A 15,428-nucleotide genomic window follows, 5' to 3' on the forward strand; every position below is an offset into this window, starting at 1 on the left:
AAGTCCTGAGCCACTGGAGGGACGGCTGGTCATGGACGCCGCAAACTTCGACGCAGGATCCACCGGGTAAAGCGCCATTGGGTGTTTCGGTCGACCCGGCCGACGCGTCCCGTCGCCGCAGCCACCAGGGACTTGAGGATCGCTTCGGTCAGTGCCACGCCACGGAAGAGGATGCGCGAGGACGCGGTGCGTGAGTGGTAGGCCAAGGCGGACTCATAGCTGCGCTGCAGGGCGAGCAGCAGGTTGCGGGAGGCAGAGACTCCGCCGATGTGCATGACCCTGAACCGTGGGTCGACGCAGATCGTGCCGCCGGCCGCTCGCCACCGGCGACAGAAGTCGAGGTCCTCGTAGTACATGAAGAAGTCCGTGTTGAACCCCCCGACCTCAAGAAAGCGTCGGCGGTCGACGGCGAACGCTGCGCCACTCACAAAGCCCACGGAGGTGGCTCCGTCCAGCTCTCGCATGGCCGGTTGCCATCGAAGAAGGCGGATCGCGATCTCTCTTCTCAGGGTTCGCTCTGCCCCGAACGTGCTCTGAAGCTCGCCCGCCTGTGAATAGACCGTCGGAGCGACGATGCGAGAAATGGTCGGCTGCAGGACCTCCCCGAAGTCAAGAATCTCCGTGTCCGGATTCAAGAACAAGATGGTGTCAGCCTCCGACATCTCCGCCAGCCGGTTGCAGGCTTTGGCGAACCCGAGGTTTGATCCGTCCCCGAGCACCTCGATGCTGAGGGTGGAGGTGGTGAGTTTCGCACCCAGTGCGAGACGAAGGACGTCTGTGTCCGAGTTGCTCCAGATCGTCATCGTGGTGCCTGCTGGAAGGTTGCGTTCGGCGGAGTCGATGAGCCCCGGCAGCTCCGGTTCGCTGTTGTAGGCGACGACGAGGACCTCCCAGCCGGCCGAAACCTGTTCGTTCATCAGCCTGCCTTTCGATCGAGCCGCGACCTCCACCACGCTGCCAGGAAGGTGAACCCGGCGGCCGCCATCGGGGTCAGCAACACGGACGTCTGCACACGCAGCCGCTGCATGGTGCCGTAGTTGGCGCTTGTGATCATCAGCGCGCCGGCGAGGGCCAGGGCGGGCAGCACCACGAGAAGCAGTCGCAGACGGTTGGACGCGCGCCACCAGCCCAGCACGGCCAGACCCAGGATCGCGAGCCACAGGGCCGCGTCAAGGGCGAACGGAGCACCGAGGCTGGGCCACTCCCAGGGATAGGGCCCCAGTGCCACGCGAATCGCGGAGTCGAGGAACGACGTCGCCACCGTGCCCTCGACATCACCGCCGGCCTCGCCACCGAAGCTGGTGTCGGCGTTGCTGAGGTCGGAGCGCTTCGCCTCGATGTCGTCGACCGTGGTGTAGCCGAAGAGGAGCGACGCCAGTCTCGGCGACAGCACCAGCATGGCGAGCATCGCCACCCCGCAACGGGGAAGCAGGGTGCGGAGCTTGGCGGTCAGGACGAGGACCACCATGCTGACGCCCGCGAGGATGACCGCGGCAGTGCCGCGGAACCACATGAGAGCGACTAGGGCGGCGACCATGATCGCGAGGTCGCGGACCGTGATCCCGCGTGCGAGGCCGACGAGTGCGTAGAGGAACACGGCCATCAGCAGCCAGGTAATCGACTCGCGCAGGAGGAGCGCGGACCAGAACAGTGCCGGCGGGAACAGGGCCACCACCCACGCCGTGGGCCCGGACGGCAGGTCGGCACGCTTGGCCAGCGCTGCCAGCGCGGGGATGAGGAGTCCGTGTGAGGCCCAGTTCAGGACCAGTCCGATCCCCGGCGCGGTCCCGACCACGAAGTAGACGGCGCCGAGCATCACCGGGAAGGCTTCCTTCCCGTCGGTGACCTCCGACGGATCGGGCCCACCCTTCCAGGACGCCGCGAACTCCTGGCCGAGGTCGTCGTACACGATGGCATCAGGGGCCCACAGGCCGATCGCGGCATAGAGGCCGATGGTGATCACCCCTTGCGCCGCCAGGCCTGCGGCTGCGGGGCGGACGACCCCGACGCGGTGAGCCCACGCCAAGGTCGCCGCACCTCCCACGAGGATGCAGGCGACCAGTGCGAGCCACGCCGAGAGTCCCATTCGGCAAACCTTAACGACCGGACGACCCCAGCTCGGAATGCCGGCACCGTGCGGGCCACGTCCTGGGAGGCGCAGGAACGCGAGACGATGTGGGGTGTCGCGCGTCAGTGACGCCGCGTGCCGTGGCGCCGAGGGGCTCGTGGCTCCGTGAGCAGCACGAGCGCCCAGAAGCCGAGAGGGATCACGAGCATGGGCTCGGTGATGCCGAAGACCAGCAGGTCGACCACGCACAGGAGGACGAACCGAAACCGTCGAGCGTCGTCCCCCCTGGAGAGGGCCTGCGACTGCTTCGCGGGACGGCTGGCAGTCCAGACGACCGACACGACGACCGCTAGCACGAGCACCACACCGACCATCCCCAAGTCGATGATGAGGTCGATGAACGAGTTGTGTCCATGGGTCAGGAACAGGCCGCCGGCCGCCCCATAGATGCCCTCCGCCACGGCATTGGGTGGCGCAAACAGCCACGGGTGCGCCCACACGGCCCCCCACCCGAAGCCGACCACCGGCCTGTGTGCTGCCACGGTCAACGTGGCCTCCCAGAACGGCAACCGGTCCGAGAACGTCCCCGGTCCGATGCCGGTGAAGCCGAGGGCTGCCGCGCCACCCACCGTGATGGCGATGACGCCCGCGATCCAGGCGTCCCGGCTGCGGCGCCTCCACGTACGCCCCTTCAGGCGGGGCGCCGCCCACAGGAGGGCGGCTGTGGCGATCATGGCCGCAGCCGTGAGGTAGCCGGTCGTCGACTCGGCGAGGTAGACGCCGTACAGCAGGCCGGCGCCCATCCCCACCCACAGGACGATGCTCAGCGGCGTCCGCGGCCACAGGGCCAGCCAGCCGGCCAGTCCCAGCGTCACCGTGTACGCCAGGATGTTCGGGTTGGTGCCGACGCCGGCGAAGACGATCGGCTCGGTCACGTCGAGCGTCTCGAAGTACGACCCCGGCAGCCGCTCGCGGAACGCCAGGACCGACAGCCCGGTGACCGCCAGTCCGCCGTAGGCGAATCCCAGCGCCAGCACCTCGCCGGCGACCTGGGAGTAGGTCATCACCGCGAGTGCGCCCAACGTCAGGTAGAGCCCGAAGGTCTCCATCGTCGCGCCGGGCTGGATGGACCACACGTTGGAGGCCAGGCCCCATGCGAAGAACGCCAGCAGAGCGAGGTTGAGACGGGGCACACGCAACCACGGGATCGAGATGACCACTGCGAGTGCGGTGATCAGCACGGCACGCTGGAGCGAGATTGCGAACAGCGGCTCGTAGACGAGCGGGTTGGACAACAGGTAGAAGTCGAGGCCGATCACCACGGTCCACAGGTGGCCCCGCCACGTGGCGAGCGTCGCGCGCTCGCGTCGCGGCCGGAAGAGCCGTGGACCGCCGGTGGCGACGTGCGAGCCGATGCTCAAGGCGAACGCCTGGGCCCGGTCGGCGATCCCATGAACTCCGGCATCGTCACCGAGGAGCCGGCGGCGATCCCGTCTCGTCGCAGGACCTTGCCCACGGTCGCCAGGAGGATCCTCACGTCCCCGCGCAGGGTGTGGTGGTCGACGTACTGCACGTCCAGCTCGAACTTGCGCTCCCAGGTCAGCGCGTTGCGTCCGGAGACCTGCGCCAGTCCGGTGAGACCCGGCCTGACCTCGTGCCGGCGAGCCTGCTGCGGGGTGTACCGCGGCACGTACTGCATCAGCAGCGGGCGCGGGCCGACCAACGACATGTCGCCGCGCACGATGTTCCACAGTGAGGGCAGCTCGTCGAGACTGCTCGCGCGCAGGACGCGCCCGAGCCCGGTCATCCGGTCGGCGTCGTCGATCAAGCCGCGCGAGGGGTCAGGATCGAGCATGGTGCGGAACTTCACCATCTCGAAGGGCACTGCATGCAGTCCCGGCCGTTCCTGGCGGAACAGCACCGGGCGGCCAAGTCGAAGGCGGACGAGCAGCGCGACGAGGCCCTGGACCGGCAGGCTGGCCACGAAGGCGGGAATGGCGACTGCCAGATCGAACGCTCGCTTGCCATCCACTGGTTGTTTGTCCCCTTCATCCTCTTCGGCCCGCCGGATTGTACGCCGACGCTACGCCGACTGACCGGCGGTCTGACGCTCTCGTGGCACAGTGAACCCGTGAGCACTCGCATCGTCATTGTCGGCGGGGGCGGCTTCGGGCGTGAGGTCATCGATGTCATCGAGGCCATCAATGCCGCCGCGCCGGAGCCCCTCTGGGAGCTGGTGGGAGTCGTCGACGACTCCTTGGCCCCGGACAATCGCGAGCGCCTGGCGAAGCGCTCGATCTCCTACCTGGGGACCGCTGACGACTTCCTTGCCACGTGCGGAGGACCCGTCGCCTACGCAGTTGGCATCGGCGCACCGTCCGTCCGACGCAAGGTCGCGCTCCGCTTCGAGGAGGGCGGGCACTCCGGCGCGATCCTCCTCCACCCCAGCGCGACGATGGGCTCCGAGGTCACGATCGGCGCCGGCACCGTGGCGTGCGCCGGCGTCCGGATCACCACCAACATCACGATCGGCCGGCACGTCCACCTCAACCCCAACGTCACGGTCGGGCACGACACCTCGGTCGGCGACTTCGTCAGCCTCAACCCCAGCGCGTCGATCTCTGGGGATTGCGTCGTCGAGAGCGGCGTGCTGGTCGGGGTCGGCGGCATCGTGCTGAACCGGCTGCGGGTGGGGCAGGACGCCGTCGTCGGCGGGGCGGCGTGCGCCGTGCGCGACGTGGCTCCTGGGACCACGGTCGTCGGCGTGCCGGCCCGGCCGCTGGGCCAGCGCTGAGGCGTGCCTGCGCGGAGCCTGGGATCGCGAGAGGACGACAGCGTGGGCGACCTCGTGAGCGCGTACGGGTACCTCTGAGACGCCGGCTGGATGTTCCGACCCCACCCGTAGGGTTTCGGCCATGACCGAGACCCCTTCCGTCCGAGACCTCCTGGAGCAGATCCAGGGGCACGGCGCCTGGGCGGTCATCCGGCGCAAGGCAGCACCCACCGCGGGCCTGGTCGGCGGCACGCCGCACGAGGTGGCCTCCCTGCTCGACATCCCGCTGGAGACGGGCGCACCGGCGCCCGGGCGCAGCGCGGACCGGCTCGCCGCCGTGCCGTTCCGGCAGGTGCGCGAGCGCGGCTTCGCCGCCGTCGACGACGGCACCCCGCTGACCGTCGTGGACATCGAGGCCGAGCACGAGGTCGCGGTCGAGGACCTGCTCGCCGCGCTGCCCGACGTGCCGGTCGAGTTCGCCGACCGGGGCGGCTTCTCCACCAGCGACGCCGACTACGGCGACGTCGTCGAGGCGATCATCCGCGACGAGATCGGCCAGGGCGAGGGCGCCAACCTGGTCATCGGCCGGCACTACCGGGCGGTCGTCGCCGACTGGGACGCCGCTCGCGCGCTGACCGTCTTCCGACGGCTGCTGGAGCGCGAGCGCGGGGCGTACTGGACGTTCTGCTTCTTCACCGGCGACCGGTTCCTCATCGGCGCCAGCCCTGAGCGGCACGTCTCGGTGCGCTCCGGTGACGTCCGGATGAACCCGATCTCGGGGACGTTCCGGGTCGCCGCCCCCGCCGACGGCGCCGGCGACGTGAAGGACCGGCTGCTCGACTTCCTGGCCGACGAGAAGGAGATCTTTGAGCTCTTCATGGTCGTCGACGAGGAGCTGAAGATGATGTGCGACATCTGCCACGAGGGCGGCCAGGTGCTCGGGCCGTTCCTCAAGCCGATGACCCACCTCATCCACACCGAGTACCTGCTCGCGGGTCGCTCCGACCGCGACCACCGCGAGATCCTGCGCGACACGATGTTCGCCGCGACGGTGACCGGCGCGCCGGTGGAGAACGCCTGCCGGCTGATCGCCGACTACGAGCCCGAGGGGCGCGGCTACTACGGCGCCGCGCTGGCGCTCTTCGGCCGGTCGCCCCACGGCACGCCGACCATGGACAGCCCGATCCTGATCCGCACCGCCGACGTCTCGCCGGCCGGCGAGCTCAAGGTCACCGCGGGGGCCACCCTGGTCCGCGACTCCACGGCGGCCTACGAGGTCGCCGAGACGCGGGCCAAGGCCGGCGGCATCCTCAGCGCCTTCGGGCTCGTCGACGCCGCGCTCTCCGACGGCACCGACATCGCCGACCTCGCGCGCGACGAGGACGTCCTCCTCGCGCTGGGCTCCCGCAACCAGCGGCTGTCCCGCTTCTGGCTCACCGACCAGGCGGGGGAGCCCGCCGACCCAGGCCTCGCCGGGAGGACGGCGGTGATCCTGCACGGCGAGGACGACTTCGTGAACATGCTCGTCCACGTGCTGGGGGTGTTCGGCATGACCTCGCGGGTCGTGCGGCACGAGGACTACACAGCGGGAGCGTTCGACGGCGCCGACCTGGTCATCGTCGGCCCCGGCCCGGGCGACCCGCGCGAGGGTGACCACCCCAAGATCGCCGCCTTCCGGAAGGCCGTCGACGACCTCCTCGCCTCCGGCCAGCCGTTCCTCGCGGTGTGCCTGGGCCACCAGACGCTGTGCCAGCGACTGGGGCTCGAGCTCGGCTACAAGGACGTCGTCTTCCAAGGGACCCAGTCGCCGGTCCGGCTCGACGGCCGCACCGAGCGCGTCGGCTTCTACAACACGTTCGTCGGTCGCGTCCCGGCCGGCGCCCTGCCGGACGGCGTACGTGTCGAGGCCGACGAGGCCACCGGCGACATCCACGCGCTGGTCGGGCCGCACTTCCGGGGCATCCAGTTCCACGCCGAGTCGATCCTCACCGAGAACGGCTACGACCTGCTGCACGCGGCGGTGCGCGACCTCCTCACCCCGACACCCGATATCTGAGGACGCCACGTACGTCATCGGGGGCGGAATCCGACCACCACGTCCTCAGGTATCGGCTAAAGTTGAGTGAACGAGTAGACATTGATGTCGGCGCGGCGGGCAACCGATCGGGTGCCCGACGCGTCACTCTTCTGTAGCCAGCGCAGGACACGACGGGGGACAGGTGCACCACCACTTCAGACGGGCCTGGGCCGGCGTGTGCCTCCTCGCTCTCGTGGCATGCGCGTCGACCGACGGGTCGACCCCGCGAGACGACGCGCGGCCACCCACGTCGCGGAGCTCGGCGTCGTCGGTCGGCGACCTGCAGCCCGCGGCCAGCCGGGCCGCCCGGCCCAACATCGTCGTGGTGATGCTCGACGACTTCTCGATGGACCTCGTCCAGACGATGCGGTCGGTGCAGCGGATGCGGAGGGCGGGCGCCAGCTATCCCCACGCGTTCGTCACCGACTCGCTGTGCTGCGTCTCGCGCTCGAGCTTCTTCACCGGCCAGTACCCTCACCAGACCGGCGTCCGCACCAACACCTCCAACAAGGGCACCTCGATGCTCGGCGGCTGGCCCGCCTTCGACACCCGCGGCAACCCGGAGCGTGCCTTCAACGTGCGGCTCCAGCAGGCCGGCTACACGACGGGCTTCGTGGGCAAGTTCCTCAACGAGTACGAGTGGGTGCCCGGCCAGGCCCTCCCGCCGGTGGTGCCGGGCTGGTCGGGCTTCGACGCCGTCTTCGGGTCGGCCTACGACGGGTGGGACTTCGCCAGCACGTCCCTGGTCGACCAGCGGCTGCAGGTGCGGCAGCACCCCGCGCCCGCCGCCGGCGCGAGTGACGCGGCCAAGGACCGTGCGTACGCCGGGACGGTGATCGGCGACCTGGCGATGGACGTCCTCGAGAGGGGCGAGGCCGCCGACGCTCCCTACTTCCTCGAGGTCGCGCTGTACGCCCCGCACAACCGCACCCAGGCCGAGGGCTACTACCCCGGTGACCCGCTGTTCCCGCCGATGTTCCGCGACCGCGAGGGCGAGCGCGGCTGCGGACGGGTGGCGTGCAGCAAGCTGACGGTGGCCGACCTCCCCGGGTTCGGCGACAAGCGCGCCGACAACCGCCCGCGCACGGCCGCCGGCAAGCCGGCGCGGGCCTGGAACACCGGGCCGACCATGCCGGCAGCGATCGCCGTCCGCGACCTGCGCGACCGCGCGCGGATGGCCCAGTCCGCCGACCGGCTGATCTCGCGGATCCTCGGTGCGGTCGGGCCCGACACCTACGTCGTGCTGACCTCCGACAACGGCTTCCACCTCGGCCAGAACGGCATGGGTCGCGGCAAGGGGACGCCGTACGACACCGACGTGCGGGTGCCGCTGCTGATCACCGGACCGGGCGTGGTGCCGGGGGCGCGCAAGGAGGTCACCAGCAACATCGACCTCGCGCCGACCTTCGAGGAGCTCGCCGGGCTGCCGCCCGCGCCCTACCGCAGCGGGCTGTCGCTGGTGCCGACCCTGGCCCAGCCGAAGCTCGCGCGGCAGTCGTACGCGTTCCTCGAGCACACCCAGCAGACGCTCACCGGGGGCGACCCGGATGCCGCCTTCAGCGGGTCGGAGCTCGACCGGATCCCGTCCTACACCGCGGTGCGCAGCAGGACGGCGCTGCTGGTGCGTCTCGACCTCGACCCCCGGCCGCGGAGGACGAAGTGGGGCTACGAGTTCTACAACTACAAGCTCAACGCGTACGAGCTGCGCAACAACGTCGCCAACCCCAAGCGGCGTGAGGAGGTGGCGCTGCTGATGGCGAAGCTCGCCGCCTTCGACGGTTGCAGGGAGACGGGCGACCAGCCCGTCTCCGCCGCCTGCCGCACGGTCACGCAGTAGCACTAGCCATGCCCTAGTCTCCGAGCGTGACGCCAGACGTGATCGTGGTCGACCACCACGACTCCTACACGTGGAACCTGGTGCACCTCCTCGCCCGGGTGACCGGCGTCCTGCCGCGGGTCGTGCAGCACGACGAGGTCGAGCCCGACGACGTGCTGCGCCACTCGCACGTCGTGCTTTCCCCGGGGCCGGGGCATCCCGCCGACCCCGCCGACTTCGCGGTCGGGCGCGAGGTGCTGCTGGCGGGCAGTCGGCCGGTGCTCGGCGTGTGCCTGGGGATGCAGGGGCTGGTGACGGCGTACGGCGGCACGGTCTCGCGGGTCGAGCCGGCGCACGGCGAGGTCGCCTCGATCCGGCACGACGGCGCGGGAGTCCTGGCCGGCCTGCCGCAGCCCTTCGAGGCCGCTCGCTACCACTCCCTCGCCGCGCTCGCCCTCCCCGACGACCTGGTCGCCACGGCCTGGAGCGAGGACGGGGTGGTGATGGGCGTACGGCACGTGTCCCTCCCGCTGGAAGGCGTGCAGTTCCACCCCGAGTCGGTGGTGTCCGAGCACGGCGAGACCCTGATCAGGAACTTCCTCTCGTGAGCGAGCGCAGTGATCCCGTCCCCTTCTTCCGCGACGTCGCGGCCGCGCACCGGCGCTGCTTCTGGCTCGACGGCGGCGGTGCGCGGGAGTGGTCCGGGCGTCGCTCGATCATCGGCTGGCTCGAGGACGACGACGTCTCGCTGACCTTCTCCGCCGCGCGACGCGAGGTGCGCGCGCACGCCGGCGGGACGTCGTCGGTGGTCGGGGACGACATCTTCGAGGTGCTGGAGGAGCGGATCGGCGCAGGGGAGCAGTGGTTCGGCTACCTCGGCTACGCCTCGCGCACCGACCTCCCCGGCTCGCCCGATCCGGTGCTCCCCGACGCGGTCTGGATGCGGCCGCGGGCGGTGCGGGTCTTCGAGCACGAGGTGGCGGATCAGGCGGAATCCCCGCGTACGCGGGGAAACCCGCACCACCAGGGGGTTGCAACCCCCATGCAGAGCAAGAATCCCCCCAGCGGTGTGCCGCCCACGTCGTACGCCGACGCCTTCGCCGCCGTCCAGGAGCACCTGCACGCCGGCAACTCCTACGAGGTCAACCTGACCCACCGCCTCACCCGCGATGCCGACCTCGACCCGGTCACGGCCTACCTCCGGCTCCGCGACCTCAACCCCGCGCCGTACTCCGGCTTCCTCCAGCACGACGTCGCCGAGGCGCGGTCGTGGCTGCTGTCCAGCTCACCGGAGAGATACGCGCTCATCACCCCCGAGCGGGACGTGGAGACCAAGCCGATCAAGGGCACGACCCCGCGCGGCGCGACTGCGGAGGAGGACGAGGTCCACCGAGCGCGCCTGGCGACCGACGCCAAGACCCGCGCTGAGAACCTCATGATCGTCGACCTGCTCCGCAACGACCTCTCGATGGTCTGCGACGTCGGGTCGGTCGAGGTGCCGGCGCTGATGCAGGTCGAGACCTACGAGTCGGTGCACCAGCTCGTCTCCACGGTCCGTGGCCACCTCCGCGACGACGTCACCACGGTCGGTGCGCTGCGGGCGCTGTTCCCGGCGGGCTCGATGACGGGCGCGCCCAAGCTGCGCACGATGCAGATCATCGAGGAGGTCGAGTCCACGCCGCGCGGTGCGTACGCCGGTGCGTTCGGCTGGATCAGCGGCGACGGCCCCGCCGACCTCGGCGTCGTCATCCGCTCGCTGATGACCGACGGCGACGGCTCCTGGACCCTCGGCACCGGCGGCGGCATCACGGTGAAGTCGGACGTCGCGGAGGAGTGGGCGGAGTCGGAGTGGAAGGCCGAGCGGCTGCTGCGCGTCTTCGACCCGCCCTCCTAGCTAACCGGGCCTGACTGAGGCGTCGGCTCCCGGCACCCACATCGAGAACCGCGCGCCACCATCCGGTGTTTCGGAGACCTCGACCCGCCCGCCGTGGCGGTCGACCACCTGCCGCACGATCGCCAGGCCCAGCCCCGACCCGGGCATCGCCCGCGACTCCTCCGAGCGGAAGAACCGCTCGAAGACGTGCGGCCGGTCGGCCTCGTCGACGCCCGTGCCCTGGTCGTCGACGACGAGCACACCGTCGGCCAGGCGCACGGTCACGGTGCCGTCGGCTGGACTCCACTTGGCGGCGTTGTCGAGCAGGTTGGTCACCGCCCGCTCGAGACTGTTGGCGTCGCCGACCACGACCCACGGGTCGGTCGTCACGTCGAAGGAGATGCCCTGTGCGCGACGGCGCACCCGGGTGATCGCGCGGTCCACCACGTCGGCGAGGTCGACATGGGCGACCACGCGGCTCGTCGGCTCGTCGCGGGCGAGCTCGACGAGGTCGCCCACGAGGGCGCTGAGCTCCTCGATCTGGCCCCGTACGTCGTCGAGGAGCTCGAGCCGAGCCTCGGCCGGCAGGGCCGTGTTTCCCTCGGCCTGGCGGAGCAGGTCCAGGTTGGTGCGCAGCGAGGTCAGCGGCGTCCGCAGCTCGTGGCTTGCGTCGGCGACCAGCCGTCGCTGCCGGTCGCGGGAGGCGCCGAGCGCGAGCAGCATCTGGTTGAAGGCGGTGGCGAGGCGGGCGACCTCGTCGTCGCCCTCGACCCGCAGGGGCGTGAGGTCCTCGGTGACGGCGATGCGTTCGACTGCGGAGGTGAGGCGGCGCACGGGTCGCAGACCGCTGCGTGCCACGAGCCAGCCGGCCAGGAGCGCCGCCAGCACGCCCAGCGCACCGAAGACGAAGAGCACCCCGCCGAGCTTCTCGAGCGTGCGGTCGTTGGGCGACAGCGGTTGCGCGAGGATCAGCGCCTGTCCGCTCCCGGCCTGCACCGTCGCGACGCGGAAGCGCTCGCCCTCCTCCGTCACGAGGGTGCGCACGGACGACTGGCGCCGGCCGGTGACCACGTCGTACTCCGGCTGGCCCAAGGTGAAGTTCGGGATGGCGGAGCCCGACATTCCCTTCCCCTCGGCGGTGAACACGATGATCCGCACGTCGGCGGCTCCGAGCACCCACGGCGGGACCCCCTGCGCGGTGACCCGCGACAGCGTGGTGGCGGCGGTCGCCTTGTGGGCCCGGTTGAGCAGGGACTGGTCGAGCGAGCTCATCAGCTGCTGCCGCATCACCACGAAGGCCGTCAGCGCCATGACCCCGATCGAGATGCCGACGATGATCGTGGTCAGCACCGCTACGCGAGAGGCCAGCGACCGGCGGTAGTGCCAACGGCCCTCGGGCCAGTCGGTGGCCGGCGTCATGATTCCTTCAGGACGTAGCCGACGCCCCGCACGGTCTGGATCAACCGCGGCTCGCCCTCGGCCTCTGTCTTGCGGCGCAGGTAGCCGACGTAGACCTCGAGCGAGTTGGCGCTCGTCGGGAAGTCGTAGCCCCAGACCTCCTCGAGGATGAAGGAGCGGTCGAGCACCCGTCGCGGCCGGCGCAGGAACATCTCCAGCAGGGTGAACTCCGTGCGGGTCAGCTCGATGGAGCGGCCACCGCGGGTGACGTCGCGGCTGGCGACGTCCATGGTCAGGTCGGCGAAGGACAGCACCTCGCCCTCGCTGTCGGGGTCGGGCACGACCCGCCGCAGGAGGGCGCGCAGCCTCGCGAGCAGCTCCTCCAGCGCGAAGGGCTTGGTGAGGTAGTCGTCGGCGCCGGCGTCCAGACCCTCGACCCGGTCGCCGACCGCGTCGCGGGCGGTGAGCACCAGGATCGGTACGTCGTTGCCGGCGGTGCGCAGCGCGCGGGTCGTCTCGATGCCGTCGAGCCGCGGCATCATCACGTCGATCACCACGACGTCGGGGTGCTGGGCGCCGACCGCGACGAGGCCCTCGGCGCCGTCGGCCGCCAGCACCACGTCGTACCCGTTGAACTCGAGCGACCGGCGCAACGAGTCACGCACGGCACGGTCGTCGTCGACGACCAGCACGCGGGGCTTGGCGTCACTCACAGCGCAAGGATGCCAGCCGCTCCTGAGCGCAGGCTGAATGTTCGCCGTGCCGTCGCGCCCAGCGGAGAGGGCCAAACACGCGACGTCGGGTCGTGGGCTCGGTCCACCCGGGTGCCCTAGCGGGTATACGGGCCACGCCTGGGACGGCGACGCGGAGAGGCACTACGCCCGCGCTCGTTGGTACGACTCCGGTCAGGGGCGGTTCGCCTCCGAGGACCCCGTGGACGCAGCGAACCTGTACACGTACGTGAGCAACCAGCCGGTGACCTATACCGACCCCACGGGAACGATGGCAGCGGTCGAGTACGGGATGGTGTCCAATATCGCGCAGGTTGTCCTCGGCGCTTCGTTCCTCGCTCTGGGGGAGCTCGAGAACTGGGCCTTCGGTCAAGGCCTGCCCGCGGGCCTCATCTGCGGGGTCAACGACGGTATTGCCATCACGCTCCTGCTGTGGGGCAATGCCGAGTTCCTGATGGCGATGGTGGCCATGGCGACCGGTGGTCTGCTGCCCGTCCTGATCTGGCTGGCCTTGTGGGCCTACCTGGCCATCACCATCCTCTTCCTGTACGCAACAGTGGAGGACAGCGTCGGGTGCGGTGGGCCGCCGGTCTAGACGAGAGGAGTGCTCATGGGTCAGCGCGAAGGCAGTCACGGCGGCTACAGGTTCATGGCGCTGCGGATCAACGCCCTGGGTTGCCTGCTGCTCCTGACGCCTGTAGTCCTCTGGAGTGCCGTGCTGAGCATGGCCGCGCTCTTGGTGGCGGTGTCCTGGTCGGGCACCGTGGGCGCTCGGTCAGCGAACGCCTGGGCGTCGGCGCGCGCGAGGGGACTCTCCGGTCGAGCGTCCGCATCCTTGGCGGGCTGGTGGCGCGCTGCTGCGGTGCTCGTGCTGGCTGTGACCTCGACGGTGCTGACCGCGGCCGCGCTGCGCCAGTTCTCCCCGATGGGTGACTGGCTCGGCGGGCCCGGGATCGCGAGGCCCGTGGTTGGGGCGCTGTCTCTCATCGTAGGCGGCGCGATCCCCGGGATTGCCGCGGTCGTCGTCTCGGCCCGGTCTGACGTCCTGGAAGGGGTGGACGCCCGGGAGGACGAGCTCTCCCCGCAGGGGCGAGCTCGGGAGGGCCGGGCGGGAGGACAGCGTGCAGCAGCGCTCCTCGCTGCTGTTGCCTTGGGTGCGGTCAACGTCGTGGTGCTGACCAGCGTCACGCCGCTCGGCGAGTGGCTGCGAGAAGGCACGGGCCAGACGGTCGCCGCTGTGGCTGTCCTGGCGTTTGCGTTCGCGACGCCGGCGGCGGCTGTCTGGTACGCCAACCGGACCGGGGATGCTCTGCGCTAGCGGCCGGACCGTAGGTCGCATCCGGGATGCTCAGGCGTAGGGCACCTCGTACCACCGGCGTTCGGGAGGCGGTCGCCGTTCCACAGGCTCCGGCGCCGTCGGCCCCTCGCTGGCTACCCTCGACCCATGGACCGCCGCCTCGCGCTCGTACGCCGTCCCTCGCCCCTGCTGGCCGACGGGCTGGTGACCCACATCGAGCGGACCCCGGTCGACGTCGACCTCGCCGTACGCCAGTGGCAGGGCTACGTCGACGCCCTCGTCGACCAGGGGTGGCAGGTGATCGAGGCCCCGCCGGCCGACGCCTGCCCCGACGGCGTCTTCATCGAGGACCCGGTCTTCGTCCACCGCGACCTCGCCGTGCTGATGCGCAGTGGCGCACCCGAGCGACGCGGCGAGACCGAGGGGCTGGCCGACGTGCTGACCGCGCAGGGCTACCGGATCGCCGCGATCGAGGAGCCGGGCACCATGGACGGTGGCGACATCCTCACGCACGGCGACCAGGTCTGGGTGGGCGTGGGAGGGCGCACCAACCAGGCGGGCGTCGACCAGCTGGCCGTGCTCCTGAGCGAGCTCGGCGCCACCGTCACCGCGGTGCCGACCACCAAGGCGCTGCACCTCAAGTCCGCGGTCACCGCCCTGCCCGACGGCACCGTCATCGGCTACGAGCCGGTCGTGGACGACCCGACCACGTGGCCGGGCTTCCTCGCGATGCCGGAGGAGCCGGGGGCGCACGTCGTGCTCCTGGGTGACGACCGCCTGCTCATGTCTGCGGCGGCGCCGGAGTCGACCGGCCTGCTCGCCGCGCGCGGGCTCGACGTGGTCACCGTCGACATCTCCGAGTTCGAGAAGCTCGAGGCCTGTGTGACCTGCCTGTCGGTGCGGTTGCGCGGTCCGGCCTAGCGGTCCGGGGCCTCAGGCGTACGGGGCGGCCAGGCGCAGGTCGTCCACGAGCGCTCCGAACGCCTCGTCGTACCCGTCCTTGCCGCGCAGCCGCAGCACCGCGGAGCGGTCGACGCCCGCCTCGGCGAGTGCCTCGTCGAGCACCCGGCCGGCAGGACCGACGAAGGGCTCACCCTGCCGGTCCTCCTGGTCGCCGGGTTGCTCGCCGACGAGCATGATCCGGGCCGAGCGGTCGCCGGCCGAGAAGACCACCTGGGTGGCCGGTTCCCCGAGCTCGCAGCCGCGGCAGTCGTGGGCGGCGGTCTGAAGGGCATCGAGCTCACCCGACTCCGGGACCCAGGGCGTGGCGTCCTTGACGTCGGCCATCTCCCCACCATGCCCCGGACGGGCCCGCAACGGACCAGCCGGACGGGTGGGGCGACTGCGCACTCGGTCGTGAGCGCCAACTTCCTGCGATGGGCGCGCGGTCATCGC

The 15,428-nt window shown here is 70.8% G+C and carries 15 protein-coding genes; 8 read left to right on the forward strand and 7 right to left on the reverse strand.

All coding sequences use genetic code 11. The annotated features are described in order from the left end of the window. Window positions 1-29: 29 nt before the first annotated feature. The 4 genes from J3P44_RS12475 to J3P44_RS12490 all read right to left on the reverse strand — a co-directional run bounded on the left by J3P44_RS12475 (window position 30) and on the right by J3P44_RS12490 (window position 4,100). The gene (locus J3P44_RS12475; protein ID WP_255890702.1) at window positions 30-953 is read right to left on the reverse strand and encodes a glycosyltransferase; all 924 of its coding nucleotides are present in this window, start codon (window positions 951-953) and stop codon (window positions 30-32) included. Continuing rightward, on the reverse strand, window positions 917-2,086 hold the full coding sequence (locus J3P44_RS12480; RefSeq protein ID WP_255890704.1) for a hypothetical protein: 1,170 nt from the start codon (window positions 2,084-2,086) through the stop codon (window positions 917-919). Before J3P44_RS12480 ends, J3P44_RS12475 begins: the two co-directional genes overlap by 37 nt. Before the next feature lie 104 nt (window positions 2,087-2,190). Continuing rightward, window positions 2,191-3,489, reverse strand: a complete 1,299-nt coding sequence (locus J3P44_RS12485; RefSeq protein ID WP_255890705.1) for an O-antigen ligase family protein — start codon at window positions 3,487-3,489, stop codon at window positions 2,191-2,193. Beyond that, a complete protein-coding gene (locus J3P44_RS12490; RefSeq protein ID WP_255890706.1) occupies window positions 3,486-4,100 on the reverse strand; it encodes a sugar transferase in 615 nt (204 codons plus the stop codon). The genes J3P44_RS12485 and J3P44_RS12490 overlap by 4 nt, the downstream gene beginning before the upstream one ends. A gap of 99 nt (window positions 4,101-4,199) precedes the next feature. Between J3P44_RS12490 and J3P44_RS12495 the strand changes: the two genes are divergently transcribed. The 5 genes from J3P44_RS12495 (at window position 4,200) to J3P44_RS12515 (ending at window position 10,628) form a co-directional block, all read left to right on the forward strand. Then, a complete protein-coding gene (locus J3P44_RS12495) occupies window positions 4,200-4,862 on the forward strand; it encodes a NeuD/PglB/VioB family sugar acetyltransferase (RefSeq protein WP_255890707.1) in 663 nt (220 codons plus the stop codon). Between the two features lie 121 nt (window positions 4,863-4,983). Continuing rightward, entirely contained in the window at window positions 4,984-6,897 is a 1,914-nt protein-coding gene (locus J3P44_RS12500; protein WP_255890708.1) for an anthranilate synthase family protein, read from the forward strand. 163 nt (window positions 6,898-7,060) lie between these two features. Next, window positions 7,061-8,755: a sulfatase-like hydrolase/transferase gene (locus J3P44_RS12505; protein WP_255890709.1), complete on the forward strand. Its 1,695-nt coding sequence runs from the start codon at window positions 7,061-7,063 to the stop codon at window positions 8,753-8,755. Window positions 8,756-8,781: 26 nt separating this feature from the next. Further along, the gene (locus J3P44_RS12510) at window positions 8,782-9,342 is read left to right on the forward strand and encodes an anthranilate synthase component II (protein ID WP_255890710.1); all 561 of its coding nucleotides are present in this window, start codon (window positions 8,782-8,784) and stop codon (window positions 9,340-9,342) included. Continuing rightward, the gene (locus J3P44_RS12515) at window positions 9,339-10,628 is read left to right on the forward strand and encodes an anthranilate synthase component I family protein (protein WP_255890711.1); all 1,290 of its coding nucleotides are present in this window, start codon (window positions 9,339-9,341) and stop codon (window positions 10,626-10,628) included. Before J3P44_RS12510 ends, J3P44_RS12515 begins: the two co-directional genes overlap by 4 nt. On the opposite strand, the gene J3P44_RS12520 is transcribed toward J3P44_RS12515, so the two are convergent. Together J3P44_RS12520 and J3P44_RS12525 are read right to left on the reverse strand one after the other, a co-directional pair. Continuing rightward, entirely contained in the window at window positions 10,629-12,026 is a 1,398-nt protein-coding gene (locus J3P44_RS12520) for a HAMP domain-containing sensor histidine kinase (protein ID WP_255890712.1), read from the reverse strand. It lies immediately after the preceding gene. Next, window positions 12,023-12,718: a response regulator transcription factor gene (locus tag J3P44_RS12525; RefSeq protein ID WP_255890713.1), complete on the reverse strand. Its 696-nt coding sequence runs from the start codon at window positions 12,716-12,718 to the stop codon at window positions 12,023-12,025. Before J3P44_RS12525 ends, J3P44_RS12520 begins: the two co-directional genes overlap by 4 nt. Before the next feature lie 37 nt (window positions 12,719-12,755). On the opposite strand from J3P44_RS12525, the gene J3P44_RS12530 reads away from it, so the two are divergent. The 3 genes from J3P44_RS12530 to ddaH all read left to right on the forward strand — a co-directional run bounded on the left by J3P44_RS12530 (window position 12,756) and on the right by ddaH (window position 14,954). Next, window positions 12,756-13,331 (forward strand): RHS repeat-associated core domain-containing protein, encoded by a 576-nt coding sequence (locus J3P44_RS12530; RefSeq protein WP_255890714.1) that lies wholly within the window; start codon window positions 12,756-12,758, stop codon window positions 13,329-13,331. A gap of 15 nt (window positions 13,332-13,346) precedes the next feature. Next, complete coding sequence (locus tag J3P44_RS12535) at window positions 13,347-14,054, forward strand: hypothetical protein (protein WP_255890715.1); 708 nt, start codon at window positions 13,347-13,349, stop codon at window positions 14,052-14,054. 126 nt (window positions 14,055-14,180) lie between these two features. Further along, a complete protein-coding gene (gene ddaH / locus J3P44_RS12540; RefSeq protein ID WP_255890716.1) occupies window positions 14,181-14,954 on the forward strand; it encodes a dimethylargininase in 774 nt (257 codons plus the stop codon). A 12-nt stretch (window positions 14,955-14,966) separates the two neighbouring features. Here ddaH and J3P44_RS12545 read toward each other — a convergent pair whose 3' ends face one another. Next, window positions 14,967-15,320: a uracil-DNA glycosylase gene (locus J3P44_RS12545; protein ID WP_255890717.1), complete on the reverse strand. Its 354-nt coding sequence runs from the start codon at window positions 15,318-15,320 to the stop codon at window positions 14,967-14,969. Window positions 15,321-15,428 lie beyond the last annotated feature (108 nt).

It is taken from the genome of Nocardioides astragali (assembly GCF_024436375.1).
In the GTDB taxonomy this organism is placed as follows: domain Bacteria; phylum Actinomycetota; class Actinomycetes; order Propionibacteriales; family Nocardioidaceae; genus Nocardioides; species Nocardioides astragali.